Source organism: Shewanella insulae, assembly GCF_009831655.1.
GTDB classification, from domain to species: Bacteria; Pseudomonadota; Gammaproteobacteria; order Enterobacterales; family Shewanellaceae; genus Shewanella; species Shewanella insulae.
Genome location: NZ_WRPA01000027.1, coordinates 14311 through 30149, shown reverse-complemented (window position 1 = coordinate 30149; position 15839 = coordinate 14311). Strand labels below are relative to the sequence as shown.

Genomic DNA, 15839 nt, shown 5'->3' with positions numbered 1-15839 from the left:
ACCCGCAGGAGTTTAAGCGCCGCAAGACAAGGTTAGAGTTGATCACTCCTCGTCGATTAACTGCTCGATAAACCAGTTGCCCGCCTGGCCCAGCCCCTCCTGCCAGATGAGATCTATGGGCCAGTGATTGCCCTGCTTACCATAATCGAAGTTCAGATCCTTAAGCTTACCCTCCTCGATAAGCGGCCTAGCGAGCGCCTGTGGATACATGGCAAAACCACAGCCCGCCAACAGTAGCTCCCGCAGTTGGTAGAAGCGCTCGACGGTCACCAGCTTGCTGGAGTAGCGCATCACCTCCAGGTAATGGGGGAGTATGATATTACCCGCAGGTGGCATCAGCTGGTGATGGTGATCGAAGTCTTCCAGTTCGGGGGCACTCCTTAGCTGCGCCAGCGGATGTTGGGGCGCGCTCACCAGCAGCCATTTAATGCTGTTGATGGATTGTATGTTGACGCCCCTGAGATTCACCAGGCGATTAGGCGCAATAATGATATCGCACTGCAGATTTTGCCATTCCAGGGTTTCCGCCTCGACTATGTTGATTTCCAGATCTGGGTAGCGCGCCGCCAGCTCGCCGATGAGCCGGGTGTATTCGGGGTAACAGGTATAGGGATGCAGGCAGATAGAGAGCTGGCTCTCTATCCCTTCGCTCATCATCTGCGCCTGACGTTCCATGGCGATAAGCTTGGGCAGTATCTCCAGCGCCTTCACATAGAGGCGTTTGCCCTCCTGGGTGAGCTGTGGCTTCTTACCGCCATGGCGCTCGAACAGGGTCAGCTCAAGATCAAACTCCAGATGTTGTATCGCCTTGTTGACTGCGGCGACACTGACCCCTAACTCCTTGGCGGCGCTGGAAAAGCTGCCATGCTGGGCTACGGAAACCAGGTATTGCAATCTCTCTGTGGTGATGATCATCGGCGAACCTTTAACTTTAGGTTGATAGTTCTTAGGGTAGCACTTTTTTCGCCTTTGGTACGATTAACCCGTCAACGAATCAACATCCTCAGTTACGGAGATTGTTACCATGAAAAAAGTACTACTAAGCACCACTATCGCCGCCCTGTTTGCCACGACCATGGGCGCCGCCATAAACGCCGAAGCCTGTTCTCGTCTGGTGACAGAGACCCAATACGGCACTATGTTAATGCGTACCGCAGACTGGGTGAGCACAGCCCCTTTCGACGGTCACATGTCTGTCTTCCCTGTTGGTACCGAGCGCACCATGCGCGGTCAGGTTGCCGAGTACCAGCAGGCCATGACCAAGTGGCAGACTAAGTACCACACCCTCTCTATCGAAGAGCATGGCGCCTTCGGCGGCCTGTCGGGTCAGACTTCTAACGAGAAGGGACTCAGCGTGATGGCGCTATCTCAGCATGACAGCGAGCCCTATCTGGCCCAGCACAAAGATAATGGCGCACCAGCGGTCAACACCGCCGACGTAGTGAGCTTCATCACCGAGCGTTATGCCACCACTGCCGAGGTGAAAGCGGCCCTGGATAACGGTGAGTTCCAAATCGCCTGGGCCTCTGCGCCAAATGGTATGGAGCACGCTGCGCCGCTGCACTACTCTGTGGTCGATGCCGACGGTAACATCATGCTGATCCAACTGGTGAAGGGCGGTGAGCAGAAGATTTACTTGGGTGATGCCGAATCGGATCTGCGCGTGAAGACTAACGACCCGCTGCAGGAGAAGCACAGAGAGTATATGCAGCAGTTCGACCTTAAGGATCCTAGCGTTGCCACTAAGATGCCTTGGAGCATAGGCGGCCTGGAGCGTAACTCACGCCTGCTAGCCATGTCGACTCACATGGACCTAGAAGGGCTGAGCTACACAGAGACAGTTGCTCGTCAGAAGGGCACCTTCGATGCGGCGGCGCTGGTGCCATTCGGTGTGCAGGACCCTAAGACGGGCGAAGACTACCCAAGCTTCTTCAGCATGCAGTACAACCTGGATAATGGTGATATCTGGTTCCGCAGCCTGATGAGTGGCAAGGAGATCAAGTTTAACCTGGAAGACACCAAGCATTTCAAGACGCCAATGCATGCCGATATCATGGCTCAGGTAGACAAAGGCGCTCAGACCATCACCTGGTCTAATATGTAAGCTAGGCGAATGCCTTAACAAAATGGGTTTAGAAAAGCGCGGCTTAGGCCGCGCTTTTTCTTATCAGCCCCTATGGCTAGTTGCCAGCTTGTGCCGCCTCAGGTTCCTTTGCGGGAGCATTGCTAGGCCCCTCATCGGAGCGTTTCTCATCATCCGCGCCCGTCTCATCAGTCAATTCCGTTTCATCAGTTGATCCCGTCTCATGGTGCAGCAGGCTGAGCAGCAGCCCGCCTATCATGATAGCGATACTGATAGAGACCAGACGCACCAGCTGGGCATAGAGGGCATCGGATCCTATGTGGGTGATGATCTGATACACAAGCACCACGAAGTTGGTAAATAGCAGCTGATAGATGGCCAGGGGAGTGGCTCGCCTGATGGCAAAGCCCGCCAGTTGCAGGCCGCAGAAGATGGCCATTCCCAACACGACCCAGGTCGGCAGCCCGAAGGCGAAGGTCAGCATCACGGGGAAGGTGAAGAGAATACCGATAGCCGTGGTGATCAGCCGATTCTGCTTGAAGCTCTTATGTTCCCTGGGATCCGCCAGCTTGATCATGCTGCCTATGGTGATGGCAATCAGTATGCTCTGGGAGCTGCCTATGCCTATCAGCGCGGTGAGCACTATGGTCATGGCGGTGGTCTTAAATAATATGGTGCCCATATGGGCACTGCTGCCATCGGCCTGGGTCTCATCGGGCAGTATGTCTTGGTCGTCGCCGGGAAATAACAGGAAACTCAAATAGGTAAGCACCAAGGCCAGCACCGCAGATTGCATCAACAACCAGGGCAGCACTTCGATGGGCGCCTGCATCTGCTTACTCATGATGGTCATGATGATCACCACGATCAGCATCAGGGTCGCGAGCAGATCTTTGCCGTCGTTGTGGCTGCGATAGAAACTCCAAAACAGCAGCGACCAGCAGAACAGCAGGTAGCCGCTGGGGGAGTCCAGCAAGAGCCCGCCGATAAACACCAGCCCCATGCTGACAAACAGGACGATCAGCAGCAGCTTGAGCATCAGGCTCAGGGGCGGACGCGAAGGCATCAGGGTGAGAAAAATCACCATGAACATGGGGGCCAATATGGCTAGCGGCGCCGCCTGTGACCAGAGGTAAAACAGCAGCGCCAGCGGGCCGAATACCAGGCGTATGATAGGGTTGGCTGGGCTATGAAACATAGGTCCAGATACTCACTATCTGCATCCAGATGCCGGCCAGGAACTCGCCTATGCTGCTCTGCTCTGTGTAGAAGGCCACTGTGGCCTGAGAACCGTAGCGAATATTGCCTGGGGGCTTGGTGCCGGTGAAGACTATGTTGACCGGGTAGCGCTGGGCCTTGATGCCATTGCTGTCTGCGGTAAGAAACCCGGTATTCTGGTCGATATTGTTACTGCCGCCCGTGCCCCAGCCTATGCTGTCGACCTTGCCTTCCAGCACCCTGCCCGGCAGGGCGTCGAGGACTATCTCTACCTTGTTGCCCACCTTGATATGTTCCAGCGAGTTTTCTCTGACCAGGGCCGAGATCCACACGCCCCTTGGGTCGATAAAGGTCAACATGGGGGAGCCGACGTTGGCGCGCTGTCCCAGGGTCAGCTGAAGGTTGGTGACCACCCCCTTAGAAGGTGCCTTGACCTGGGTCTTTTGCAGATCAAGCTGAGCCTTCTCCAGGTTTGCCATGGCCGCGAGGATCTGCGGATTATCCTGACCCGCCGGGCCCAGGGCCTGTCTGGCTTGCACCAGTGAGGCCTCAGCCGCCTCCAGATTCGCCTGGGTCCTGTCTCTTGCTTCGATGGCGTTATCCAGCTCTGCCTGGCTGAGTACGCCCTGTCCGGCCAGCTCGCTTACGCGCGCGGCTTGCTCCTTAGCGTTGTTGCGCGCCGCGATGGCATCCACCACCTTGGCCTGGGCCACCTCTACCGCCGCCGTGCTGGCACCAATATTCTGGCCCGCCAGTGACAGGTTAGCCTGGGCGCTCTGCAGGGCTAGCTGATAGTTTCGTGGATCGATCTGAAACAGGGGCTCGCCCGCCTCGACGATCTGGTTATCTCTGACGTTCACCTCTGTGATATTACCTGCGACCTCGGAGGCCACCCGCACCAGATAGGCATATACCCTGGCATCGCTCGTCATGGGCGTTACCCTGTCGGCCCACAGGCTATAGAGCCAGACGACTAAGATTAAGCCTATGATGTAAAAACTCATTTTCCGTGATGATTGTTCCGCAGCAGACATGCCTTCGCCTCGACAAATAGAGATTGTCTTATGGTAATCCTCGATCCTGTTACCAGCAAGTAACAAGTCTCGTTTTAGTGGTGTTTATATGACCTAGGTATCTAAAAAGGCGGGGGAAGTGGGTTAGCCTGCTCAAGGTTAGGCTTTAGTTGCCAAGGCTTAGCAGAGGCGTCTTTGCAGAGAACTATGAGTGTGATAGCTTGGAGGGATCGCTTTGGTCACGGGCTCATTGTCTTGGCCGGAGCGAGCAGGGAATGGGTCAATTCATGGAAGGCACCTGGGATCTCTCCTAGCAATCACACACCTTCAGCAGTCTAGATTTACCTACATTGCCTAATGTATTTCGCTAAAAATTAAAGGATTAATTAGATATGCCTAGATTGAGCAAGGTGAGTTTGCTGTTTCTACTCGGCCTTGGCGGCTGCCAGGTCTCTCTTAACGGTATCCCACCTATGCCCGAGGTGATCGAGCTAGCTGATGGTACTTATAAGGTGTTTGTTGCCCACCCCAGTAAGACACAGGTGGTGAAAACCTCTAAAGGATTCATGAATAAGATATGTAGTGAAAAGGGACTGAGTTACGACATCATCTCTGAAAATATCGAGATGACGGGTGAAGCCATCGACCAAACCAAGAAATCTTCCTCTGTATCTGTCTTGGGCGTGAGCCGCACCGAATCAGAATATGAAACTAAACATATGCAGGAAGGGGAGGTGCATTTCAAGTGTGTCCCTGAGGATGAAGCGGCCTCAAGCCTGGTGCATCGCACGACGCCTTGAGCGGGTGCCTTACAATGAGCTCTTTAGTAAACGGATAATGCGTGAAAAAAATAGGAAAATCAAAATGTCAGGGAATATCTTTAAATTTAAAGACGCGACGCAGTTAACCCTCTGGGTGCGCTACATGCTGTACGCCCAGATAGTGGTTGCGCTTATCGCCATCGGCTCCAATTACCTTGAGTATCAGCTGCTGATGGATTATCAGTCTGGGGCTTATTTTTCAGAGGAGCAGGCGATTGCCGATGGTGACGCCAACGATATGCGTCAGCTATGGGTCGGTCTGATTTATTCTCTGGTCTTTATTGTCTCGGGCGTCATGATCCTCAAGTGGATATACAGGGCGAACTTCAACGCGCGTCAGCTGGGCGCCACTGATATGAACTTTACCCCGGGCTGGTCCATCGGCTACTTCTTCATTCCCATCTTCTGCATCTGGAAGCCCTTCCAGGCGATGAAGGAGATCTGGCTGGCGAGTCATGATCCCGAGCGTTGGAGCCTGAGTGACTCGAGTTCCACCGTGAACCTCTGGTGGTTGCTTTGGATCGTCAGTAATATTTTAGGTCAGGCCGAGTATAAATTTGCGGAGCGGGCCGAGGAGCTGCAAGAATTTGTTTACGCGAACATGGTCTCTCAGGTCTCAGAGGTATCGGGGATTCTGCTTGCGCTGATCACCCTGAATTTGGTTAATCATATCTATCGGGCCCAGACTAAGGCGCTGGCGCGGGTGGAACAGCAGACCTATCAGGACGCGCAGCAGTTTGTTGCCGGTTAAGGCTAAAACGAGCAACGAAAAAGGCGCCCTAGGGCGCCTTTCTTCTGTCATTTTGCCAAGCCTATTTGTGCTCGACGGCCAGGTAGTTGATCAGATCGATCAGCTCTCCCAAGGTACGGATCTGGCTCAGGTTGACCGCATACTTATCGTTGACAATAAAGGTAGGCACACTCTGAATGCGGAACTCACGCTGCTGGGCGCGCCATAGGTCGAGCTTGCCGCTGACAGTTTTACCATCGGCGATCTCATCATACTTGCTGATATCGATTCCCTGATCGGCAAACACCTTCTTGATGTCGTCGCGGGTGTTGATGGCTGGTTTCTCATGGGCGCTATGGTCATGATCATGGCTGTGTCCGTGGCCACCTTGCTCGCCCTGGATGGCGCTAAACATGGCGTGAACCATCTTGTCTTCGACACCCAGCTCCTGGATCACCCCAAGCGAGCGCATCACCTCTGTGCCTATGTCCGAGTTCATGAAATCCACGTGCTTGCTGTCGAAGCTGACTCGCTTGTCCAGGTTGGCCTTGATGTCTCCCAGGAACTGGGTCTCCATGTTGTAGCAGTTGTGGCAGTAGAAGGAGTAGAATTCGGTCAGCTTGGGGCTGGTGCTGGGAGCCTTGTCAGACACAGTCATGAAGTGTTGTCCTTCGACAAACTGGGCGGCAAAACTGGTGAGCGGTGCCACGGCTAGGGTCAGGGCGAGTGCGATATGTTTAATCATGATGATCCTTAAATTGATAGCGTCGTTGTGCAATCAATGGCTAACGTCAATCGACAATAGGGTTAGCCTAAATGCCAAAGCTTAATTATGACTGAAGGCGCGGTGAGAAACAGGGGCCAGAGTGTGACCTGAGCTGAAGTTTTGGGATCTGCTGTGCGGCAGGAAGCTCGGTTTTGTGACTGTGCTAGCGAGATTCTCTCAGTGTCTGCCAGGCCTCACAGACACGCTTAAACTGAGCGGCGTCGCCGCCGTCGCGGTCAGGGTGCCATTGCAAGGCCAGCTTACGCCACTGTTTGCGTATCTCTCTGTCGCTGGCGTCTTGGGCCAGTTCAAACACTTCCAGTGCCTGACGCTTGGGCAGGGCGTTGTGGCGGGTACCTATATAGTCTTCATAACGTTGCCAGAAGGATTCCAGCATCTCCTGAATAATATCCGGGCAGGTATCGTAGTGCTGCCAGTCGAGATAATAGGCTCGCAAGGCGTCGTCCTGACTCAGCTGGCTATCAAGGTTAATGGGGGGAATGCGAAAGATCTGTATCTCCATCGCCTTGGTCTGCAGGTAGCTACCGGGCAGCAGCATGGCCTGTAACTCGAACAGGGCATTCATCAAGAGGAAGTTTTGTTTGAACAGGGCCTTCTGTGGGTCGGTGTCCAGCTCGCGCATCAGGCCTTTCTCTTGCAGGGCGGCGGCCAGGTGGTGCACCTTCCAGCTACGATTGCTGCGCTGTAATAGTGTGAGTAGCGGCCAGATGAGCGGGTTGTCGCCTTTGATGGCGAAGCATTGGCTGGACGATGAGGCATCCTCTAGTCTGGCTGCGGTCGGGCTCGATTTGGCAACAAGCATGTTGAGAGTCTTATCCATGACTGGCGATAATTTCTACTATGACAATGGTGAAAATAGAACGCAAGTCTTATTGGTTGAGCCAGGGCTCGTCGGGCCAGAAGCTAATGAAGAGGCGACGCACGTGTATGCATCGCCATATGGCTGATTATTTAACGAGATGATTAGATCTCGGTAAAGAGCGTCTCGATAGGCAGGCGCGACTTAGGTAGCTTGGCATTAAAGTCCTCCTCGCTGTGGTAACCCAGGGCCACCACCACAGAGGCGGCATAGCCTTTAGCCGGCAGATCCAGTACCTGATTGAGCTTAGTGGCGTTGAAGCCCTCGATAGGGGTGGCGTCGATATCCAGCAGGCTGGCCCCTAGCAGCAGGGTGCCCAGCGCCAGATAGACCTGCTTCTCCATCCAGTGCTGGCTGTCTTTCAGCTCAATCTTGTGCATGTTGGCGAAGAAGGAACGTCCATTATGCTGACCCTGCTTGGCCTCCTCGTCGGCGAAACGGCCATCCGCATCTTCCTGCTCGAGTACCTTGAGCAGGTGGGCCTCATCCATGTTGGTCTTAGTGCATAGCACCAGCACGTGGGAGGCGTCGAGGATCTTGGCGGTGTTGAAGGCGAAGTCACTGGTGGCCTCGGCGATCTGCGCCTTGCCTTCTTCGGTCGAGGCGAGCACGAAGTGCCAAGGTTGCGAGTTGGTCGATGAGGGGCTCATGCGAAGCAGCTGCTTGATCTCCTCGACCTTGTCGTCGGCGATCTTACGGCTAGGGTCGAATGCCTTAGTGGTGTAGCGTTTGTTGGTGTAGAAACTGAGTTGTTGCATGACAAGCATCCTATGATTGAGTCGATTCTTTATGTCGATTTTTTATGTCGAGAGTGAGGCCGATTCTACGTGACTCTTTCACCGATAAAAACATGGCAAAGTCACATATACTTTCAAAAAATTATTGATAATTAGTCGTCGCCAGTCAGGGACAGCCTTTGGAATTGCCTAGGCAAAATCGCTGATGATTACTCAGAAGGTTGCCGCCTGATAAGTGAAGGTAATTACCTGACAAAAAAGATAATTTATGCTTAACTTTCAACACTGTCATCTCGAGTCGAGCAACCCGCCCGACTTGCCTGCGCCGGAGAAGAAAACATGGCTTTTCGAATCGATTCATCCATCATCGCCTGGCCCCTGATGGGAGCATTGCTGAGTGCGCCCGCCATGGCCCTGGACTGGCGCCTAGGTATAGGCGGACACGACTACTATGTGGATGAGGCCGACTCCCACACCTTAGGCGCTGGGGTGAGTATCGCCCTGACTCATCTCACCGAGCGTGAGATCAAGCTGACCGGTGAGCTGAATATCTTCGTGGATCACGACGTGGACGAGCTCGACCCCGATCATATTCCCGTCTGGTTTAGCTCCTATTACAGCGCAGGTGGTGACCTCTTCTCGCTATCGCAACATTCTCGTCTCTTTTGGGATGTTAGCCTGGGGGGCAAGCGTAATACGGTCAGCTCGGTGGAGAAGCAGGTCAGGCTGTTTCCGGCCCTGGGTTATGGCTACCAGAGAGAGGGCTTTCAGGCCGACGTTAAGCTGGGGGGCGGTTACTATTTCCTAGAGATCGACGACGATGTGCCGCGCATGCGTGGCTATGACAGGGAAGATTTCCAGAATAAGACAGGCGCCTATACCTTGGCGGCGGCAACCCAGTTTGTTCTGGGTGAAGATTTTGAGCTGAGCCTGGCGGCGCAGCAGTGGCACGATGGCAGCGACTGGCTGGAGAACCAGCTGGAGGCGCGCCTAAGCTATGACGCCGACCATTGGTCATCCGAGAGTCAGCTCATCTTCAGCGTGAAATATAACGAGTATAATCTGGATCCCTATGCCAGGGTGCCCGTGGACTCGCCGGACTATCTGCCGATCCTGCCCTGGAACAAAGATCTCTTCGTCAGAGTCTATTTCGACATGCCCTGGGGCTAAGCCTGGCTGAGCGTGAGGCAGGAGAGATACGTTAAAGTCTGGTGTATTAGCCGTGCGTAAAGGCTTTGCCGTTATTATAGGCTTAGAGGAGGGGACGTGACTCAAACGTCAGTAGAGGCGGGTCAGATACGGATCGCCAGTTTCAATCTGTACAACTTTATTGCGCCGCCCGACGCCTACTATGATTTTAATAACATCTACACTCAGGCCCAGTGGCAGCAGAAATGTGACTGGATAAGGCGCTACCTGGCGAGCCATGACCCCTGTATCATCGGCTTTCAGGAGGTGTTTTCGATAGATGCATTGCAGGCCCTGCTGGCAGAGGCCGGCTATCCCTATTTCGTCACCGTCGACAGGCCAGAGGTCAGCGACGATTTCATCTACCGCCATCCAGTGTTGGCGCTGGCCAGCAAATATCCCATCCTAAGTTTTGAGGCGTGCGGCATAGATCAGACGGTCGCCAGCCTGATGGGGATCGCCCCCGGCTTTCAATACAGCCGTCTGCCACTGAGGGCCACCATAGCGCTGCCGCATCTTGGCCCCTGCGACTGTTATCTGGTGCATTTCAAATCCAAGCGGGCTCAGTTTGAGCCTGAACTGGCTGTGACGCCTGATTCGGGGAGCGAGCCGGCGGCGTTGGCGTCCCAGAGCGGTAGCCTGGCTATTGATAGGAGTGGCACCCTGTTTGCCATCGAGGCGGCGGCCAAGTGGGCCGCTTCCCTGGTGCGCGGCACCGAGGCGAGTCTGCTGCGAGTCGCCATCGCCAGGCGCCGTATCGATACCCGCTACCCTGTGATCCTGATGGGCGACTTTAACGATAGCCTGGCCGGTGGCGTGCTGTCGGCCCTGGTGAGTGAGGATAGTCGCCTGCTTGGGGGCTTGGGTGAGGAGGCATTTCAGGCCTATCGTCTACAAGATGCCTATCTGCTCCACGAGCGCTCTGAGTACTGCCCTGCATCGGTGGCGCGCGCCCCGACCCACTATCATCTGAACCGCGGCGCGGTGATCGACTATATCCTGCTCTCCAACGAGTTCGACCCCCGCAACGACCAGTGCCTGGCCGAGGTGAGCCAGTATCACACCTATGATAGCCACCTGATTAACCCACAATATGATCGCGACAGCCACAGCACAGATCATGCGCCCGTGATGATCAGCCTCAAGATCAGGAAATAGGGCGAGGCCAAAGGAGGCAAAATGTGGGCTATATTATTGTTTTACTTGTGGGATTATTTAACACTATCGGCTATATTTTGCTCAGGCCATGTGGTGAGGGCTAAGCCTTAGAAACTGGGGGTAGCGATTAAGCTTGTGGGTCTTAGTCGGGTTATCGCTACGCACTGACACATGCTGGGAAGGGAAAGTTATGGACAATGAAGCCAAGGCGCTGCAACGTAAAGAGTTTATCGCGAATATGACAGAGTCGGCGATTCGCATCGGCCTGCTCGCCATCTTAGTGATATGGACCTATGACATAGTGCGGCCCTTTATTGTGCCGGCCCTGTGGGGCGCTATCATCGCCGTCGCCCTTATGCCTTTAACCCACAGGCTGGAGCGTCTGTTAAAGGGGCGTCGTGGTCTGGCCGCGACCCTCATCGTCCTGGTGGGGATCGCCCTATTGGTGACCCCTTTCGTGGTGGTCTCCGGCTCCATCTTAGAAGGGGTCTCCAATACCCTTAAGGTGCTGCAGAGCGGCGAGATCCACCTGCCTGAGCCGACCCAAAGGGTGGCGGAAATTCCCATCATAGGCGAGCGCCTGTTTGAGGTGTGGCATAACATTGCCAGTAACCTGGAGAAGGCGATTCTACACTTCCTGCCGGAGATCAAGGCTGGCTTCTCGGCGCTGGCCGGGGTGATAGGCAGTAGCCTGGCCACCCTAGTGATGTTCATCATCTCGCTGCTGATCGCCGCCGGCTTTATGGCGAATTCAGAGCAGTGCGCCGCCGCCTTGAGTAAAGTGGCGATGCGGGCGGTAGGCCCAAATGCCCACGCCTGGGCCAGCCTGACCGCGGCCACCATACGAAGCGTGCTCCTTGGTGTGGTCGGCGTTGCCTTTATCCAGGCCATGCTGATCGGTTCGGCCCTGTTTGTCTTCGGCCTGCCCGCCGCCGGCCTGCTCACCCTGGTGGTCCTGTTCCTGGGGATCGCCCAGCTGCCGGCGCTGATCATAGTGTTGCCCCTGATAGGCTACGCCTACTCCTCCATGGAGGGCACCTCGGCAACCGTCTTTAGCGTGTGGATTTTCCTCGGTGGCATCTCTGACAATATCCTCAAGCCTATGTTGATGGGGCGGGGGGTGGATGTGCCCATGCCAGTGATACTGATCGGTGCCATCGGCGGTATGCTGTTTGCCGGGATTATAGGTCTCTTCCTGGGGGCCGTGGTACTCGCCATCTGGTATGAACTCTTCATCGCCTGGCTAAATGGCGGTGAGCCCGAGGCAGTACTAGCCCAGGCGGAAACGCCTGATAAGTCCAAGGATATCGAGGCGGCGGAGTAAGCCTATGTTAGATGCCGTCTGCCGGGTCGAGGGCCAAGCCGAGAAAACCTATTCGGTATTTACCTTTCAGCGCCTTAGTGAGCAAGAGATAGAGGCGCTACGCCAGCAGCTCTATTGTCCCGTGTGTGACGGTAAGGCCTATTTCCGTAAGGCGTCCCGCGATGGTAAAGCCGCCTGTTTCGGCTCGCGTTATCATCAGACCGATTGTAGCGAGTTTAACCCCTCGGCCAGCCGTAAACAGGAGGAGCAAGATGCCCTTGAGGTGAATCAGCAGCTGCTGGAGAGTGACGCCCTGAAGATAGACTTCAGTATGCCGCTGACGCGCAAGGCTCAACCAGCAGAGCAAGCTAAAGGCGAGCAAGCCAATTCCAAGCAAGCTCAAGTCGAGCAGGCGGATGGTGTGGAGAGCCCCAAGGGGAGCTATCTCGCTAAAGCCGATGAGCTCAAAGGCGAGACTAAAGGCGAATCTGAGCATCAGCCGAAGAGCGCGCCAGAAACTAAGATAGTCACTCAGGGGCTACAGAAGCTCCTCCACAGCCTGTTGCGGGGCAGCGATCTGGCGAGCTCAGATCTCTGGGTCTATACCGACGATAAGTACCGCTGGCGGGCCAAGAATCTATTCGTCAACTTTGCCGATGCCGAGCCCACCGAGCGTCACGCCCCGCGCATGTATTGGGGCACCATCTCTCACGCCGACAAGGCACTGCTCTGGCTCAACCCCGCCGACTGTCAAGATGTGGGCATCCCCATCGAAGAGGTAAAGGCTGAGTTGTGTCAGAAATTTGATATCCAGGAACGGGAGGATCTCGAAGGGGCTGGTATCATCCTCTTCGGCAAATGTTTCTGGAACAAAAATAAGACCCGTAAGATCATCCAGCTATGGAACAAAGATCTTAGCCGCCTGCATCTGGTTAAGGCCGAGGATTAAGGGCCCTGGTGATTTGCATGGGGCTTTTTTGACGCCTTTAAGTGAGGTCGAATCATGTCCGCTTAAACCTAGGCAACAATCCCTTCTGTTTTAATGGCTTGGACTCCCCTGGCCGGACTTGGTACGCCTTATGCTGCACTAAGTTATCGAACCATATACCTCTTGATAGAGGATAAGGAGTCGGCGATGAGGTTATGCAATCAAGCTCCCCGGCTAGGCTTTGTGGTTAATCAGACCCTGTATGCCCGCAGCTTGGCCTATCGACAGCGCATCGATTATATCTTTAAGCTGATGCGTCTGACAGGCGGGGGCAGCCACCAAGCGGACAAGGGGGGCACCCGGCGTGAGCGTCAGGCTAGCCTGATAAAGGGTTAGAGTTGTGAGGAGACCCTGGTCCTTCGTCTGGCCAGCAGGGTATCGCCCCACTGAAATAGGCCGAGCCCCGCCAGTACCAGGCCTGCGCCGATTAACAGGGTCTGGGAGAGTTGTTCATGATTCACCAGGGCGCCCAGTGTCATGGCGAAAACCGGCGTGATCAGGGTGACCAGGGCGACGGTGCTGGCATTGAGATGCTGCAAGATGTAGAAGTAGCCGATGAAGCCGATCAAAGATCCGAAGATCCCCAGATAGAAGATGGCGGCGATGGAGCGTAGCGACCAGGTCTCCACCGGCAGGCTGGCATCGAATATCAGCCAGGCCAGGGCAAACAGGGGAGTGGAAAATAGCAGGGCGCCGACCGTGCTGGCGATGGGGTGAATCGCCAGTTCCACCGTCTTGATAAGCACGCCGCTGAGGCTAAACAGAAATACGGCGCAGAGGATTAATACCAGGCCTATCCAGGCATCGCTCCCCAGGGCGAGCTTGGCCGAGCAGACAACGCCCAGACCGCTGAAGGCCAGTATTAGCGCCAGGAGCCGCATGGGGCTGAACTTAGGTTCATTCAGCAGTCGTTGGGCCAAGAGGCCGGACACCAGGGGCGACAGGCCGAACAGCAGCGACATGGTACCCGAGGCCAGATAGCGGGCGGCGAAGTAGCTCAGTAGCATGCCACCGACTATGCCAATGGCGGAATAGGCGTAGAGCTTGAAGGCGGTGCGATGCCAAGGCAGGCGTATGCTGCTAAATAGTATGATCAAACTGCCAATGATCAGGGCGATCACCATGCGTGATAACACCGCCATGGTAGGGTGTACCGTCTCGCTGCTCCAGACGATCCCCAGGGGGGTGGTCGACCAGATGAGCACCACCGCCAGAAACGAGACGGGAACTAGCCGTGGCAGTTGTGCTGAGTCGCTTGGAGGATGGGAAGACATGCTGGCTGGGCCCTGGTACAAAAATAAGCAAAGAGTGATAGAGGCGATTCTGAACCAGTTTGCGGCGGAAAGCTATGGCCAAGTGTGGCCTTGAGAAAAATTTATGTTAGGAGGGGCTAACTTGGTTGGAGCGGTTTAGTTGGAGCCGTTTAGTTGGAACCAGTGGTTTAGGCTCAATAAATCAAAAGGGGCATTGCCCTTTAGCATATGCCCCTTTTGTTGTTGGCGTTTGTAAGACCCTTTGCCTTTCTTGGGTTTCTCGACACGCATCTTAAACAGTTCGCTGGTGACTATCGCCTTTAGGGCGTTGTCCTTGATGACGCCTCGGCCGCTCTCGTGGGGAGCGTGCCCGCTGCGGCGCGATTTCTTGCTCATAAACTATCCTCAATATTTCTGTGTTAACTCTAGTCTTAACTCCTTGGGCCTGACTCTGTCAGGCGGCGCAAGATTACGCCCAGGCTGCCTAAAAAGCAAACAGTATATCATACCAATCGTAGTAAATAACTGACCATACTAGCTTGTTAAAACGTCCGATAACTGCGTTACTATTTTTGATTGTAGAATAACTACTTATCGAAAAATCATGCCTTGTTCTCGAACGTTTTTCCTGCGCTATTTCTAATCACTTACTTACCGTGATTGGTATTACCATAAATTAGTAAATAATGTTTTATCCTTTAATTCAGTTGCTTATATTTAATTTTATCGGATGAATAGGGTGGCCCGCGGCTCGAAAGAGAGGGCCACCGTTAAAGTTAAAGCCTATCAGCTATCTGCCAGTTCGTGTCGATAGGGGATGGCACGCTGGGCACCGGTGCGGGTTACCGAGATGGCGGCGGCACTATGGGCAAAGGCGACGGCTTCTTCGATAGACTTGCCTTCACCAAGGGCCACCATGAGGGCGCCGTTAAAGGTGTCGCCGGCGGCTACCGTGTCTACCGCTGCTACCTGAACGCCGGGGATCAGGGCACACGAATCTTTGGTGCTGAGCAGGGCGCCTTGCTTACCCAGGGTGATGATAACGACCTGTGGCCCGAGCTGATGCAGCATCTGCGCCGCCATTCTGGCGCTCTGCTCGTCGGTCACCTCTATGCCTGTGATGGTTTCGGCCTCTGTCTCGTTGGGGGTGATCACATCCACCAGGCGGAACAGATCTTTGCCGATCACCATGGCCGGTGCCGGGTTGAGTATGGTGGTTACGCCGTTGGCCTTGGCGTGCTTTAGGGCATCCAACACAGTCACCGCAGGCGTCTCCAGCTGCACCAGCAGATAATCGGCCTTTTCGATCAGCGCTAGGTGGGGCTCGAGCGCCTCTGGGGTCAGGGTCGCGTTGGCACCGGCGGAGACGCCTATCACGTTCTCGCCCTTGTCGGAGACGAAGATCATCGCCGTGCCCGTGGGTTGTGCGTCCGTGTAGGTGATGCCATCCGGCATTATGCCATCTTGCTGCCAGGCCTGGGCCATCGCCTGACCTACGGCGTCTCGGCCAAGATGACAGATGAAGTCCACTCGGGTGTCGTTCTGGCTCAGGCGCGCTGCGGCCACGGCCTGGTTGGCGCCCTTACCGCCGTGTTCCAGCCGATAGCCGCGACTCATCAGCGTCTGTCCGGCGCTGGGCAGCTGCTTCAGGTTCATCACATGATCGGCATTGGCACTGCCGAGGATTAACAGTCTGGTCAT

General features: G+C 55.0%; 17 protein-coding genes. 8 read left to right on the top strand and 9 right to left on the bottom strand.

What is annotated here, in order from left to right; translation table 11 throughout:
• Positions 1–42 precede the first annotated feature (42 nt).
• Positions 43–915, bottom strand: a complete 873-nt coding sequence (locus GNT65_RS19635; protein WP_160798889.1) for a LysR family transcriptional regulator — start codon at positions 913–915, stop codon at positions 43–45.
• 109 nt (positions 916–1024) lie between these two features.
• Between GNT65_RS19635 and GNT65_RS19630 the strand changes: the two genes are divergently transcribed.
• Entirely contained in the window at positions 1025–2104 is a 1080-nt protein-coding gene (locus GNT65_RS19630) for a linear amide C-N hydrolase (RefSeq protein ID WP_160798888.1), read from the top strand.
• A gap of 76 nt (positions 2105–2180) precedes the next feature.
• Here the strand turns inward: GNT65_RS19630 and GNT65_RS19625 are convergent, their stop codons facing one another.
• Both GNT65_RS19625 and GNT65_RS19620 read right to left on the bottom strand, forming a co-directional pair.
• The gene (locus tag GNT65_RS19625) at positions 2181–3281 is read right to left on the bottom strand and encodes a DUF2955 domain-containing protein (protein WP_160798887.1); all 1101 of its coding nucleotides are present in this window, start codon (positions 3279–3281) and stop codon (positions 2181–2183) included.
• The gene (locus GNT65_RS19620; RefSeq protein WP_239869136.1) at positions 3271–4305 is read right to left on the bottom strand and encodes an HlyD family secretion protein; all 1035 of its coding nucleotides are present in this window, start codon (positions 4303–4305) and stop codon (positions 3271–3273) included. Before GNT65_RS19620 ends, GNT65_RS19625 begins: the two co-directional genes overlap by 11 nt.
• A 401-nt stretch (positions 4306–4706) precedes the next feature.
• On the opposite strand from GNT65_RS19620, the gene GNT65_RS19615 reads away from it, so the two are divergent.
• A complete protein-coding gene (locus GNT65_RS19615; RefSeq protein ID WP_160798885.1) occupies positions 4707–5114 on the top strand; it encodes a hypothetical protein in 408 nt (135 codons plus the stop codon).
• 64 nt (positions 5115–5178) lie between these two features.
• Positions 5179–5886 carry a DUF4328 domain-containing protein gene (locus GNT65_RS19610; RefSeq protein ID WP_160798884.1) on the top strand — a complete coding sequence of 236 codons (708 nt, stop codon included), beginning with the start codon at positions 5179–5181 and terminating at the stop codon, positions 5884–5886.
• Positions 5887–5947: 61 nt separating this feature from the next.
• On the opposite strand, the gene GNT65_RS19605 is transcribed toward GNT65_RS19610, so the two are convergent.
• From GNT65_RS19605 to nfsB, 3 genes are all read right to left on the bottom strand, one after another.
• Positions 5948–6610, bottom strand: coding sequence for a thiol:disulfide interchange protein DsbA/DsbL (locus GNT65_RS19605; protein WP_160798883.1), 663 nt, complete (start codon positions 6608–6610; stop codon positions 5948–5950).
• 184 nt (positions 6611–6794) lie between these two features.
• Positions 6795–7454, bottom strand: coding sequence for a DNA-J related domain-containing protein (locus GNT65_RS19600; RefSeq protein ID WP_160798908.1), 660 nt, complete (start codon positions 7452–7454; stop codon positions 6795–6797).
• Between the two features lie 161 nt (positions 7455–7615).
• Entirely contained in the window at positions 7616–8269 is a 654-nt protein-coding gene (gene nfsB / locus GNT65_RS19595; RefSeq protein ID WP_160798882.1) for an oxygen-insensitive NAD(P)H nitroreductase, read from the bottom strand.
• A 318-nt stretch (positions 8270–8587) separates the two neighbouring features.
• On the opposite strand from nfsB, the gene GNT65_RS19590 reads away from it, so the two are divergent.
• From GNT65_RS19590 to GNT65_RS19570, 5 genes are all read left to right on the top strand, one after another.
• Positions 8588–9418 carry a hypothetical protein gene (locus GNT65_RS19590; protein WP_160798881.1) on the top strand — a complete coding sequence of 277 codons (831 nt, stop codon included), beginning with the start codon at positions 8588–8590 and terminating at the stop codon, positions 9416–9418.
• A gap of 96 nt (positions 9419–9514) precedes the next feature.
• Complete coding sequence (locus GNT65_RS19585) at positions 9515–10594, top strand: endonuclease/exonuclease/phosphatase family protein (RefSeq protein WP_160798880.1); 1080 nt, start codon at positions 9515–9517, stop codon at positions 10592–10594.
• Between the two features lie 190 nt (positions 10595–10784).
• Positions 10785–11918: an AI-2E family transporter gene (locus GNT65_RS19580; protein WP_160798879.1), complete on the top strand. Its 1134-nt coding sequence runs from the start codon at positions 10785–10787 to the stop codon at positions 11916–11918.
• A 4-nt stretch (positions 11919–11922) separates the two neighbouring features.
• On the top strand, positions 11923–12846 hold the full coding sequence (locus GNT65_RS19575; RefSeq protein WP_160798878.1) for a hypothetical protein: 924 nt from the start codon (positions 11923–11925) through the stop codon (positions 12844–12846).
• Positions 12847–13032: 186 nt separating this feature from the next.
• Positions 13033–13221: a hypothetical protein gene (locus tag GNT65_RS19570; protein ID WP_160798877.1), complete on the top strand. Its 189-nt coding sequence runs from the start codon at positions 13033–13035 to the stop codon at positions 13219–13221.
• Here GNT65_RS19570 and GNT65_RS19565 read toward each other — a convergent pair.
• The 3 genes from GNT65_RS19565 to rbsK form a co-directional block, all read right to left on the bottom strand.
• Positions 13218–14159: a DMT family transporter gene (locus tag GNT65_RS19565; RefSeq protein ID WP_160798876.1), complete on the bottom strand. Its 942-nt coding sequence runs from the start codon at positions 14157–14159 to the stop codon at positions 13218–13220. The two genes, GNT65_RS19570 and GNT65_RS19565, sit on opposite strands and share 4 nt — an antisense overlap.
• A 135-nt stretch (positions 14160–14294) precedes the next feature.
• Positions 14295–14534, bottom strand: a complete 240-nt coding sequence (locus GNT65_RS19560; protein WP_160798875.1) for a ribosome alternative rescue factor ArfA — start codon at positions 14532–14534, stop codon at positions 14295–14297.
• Between the two features lie 390 nt (positions 14535–14924).
• Complete coding sequence (gene rbsK / locus GNT65_RS19555; protein ID WP_160798874.1) at positions 14925–15839, bottom strand: ribokinase; 915 nt, start codon at positions 15837–15839, stop codon at positions 14925–14927.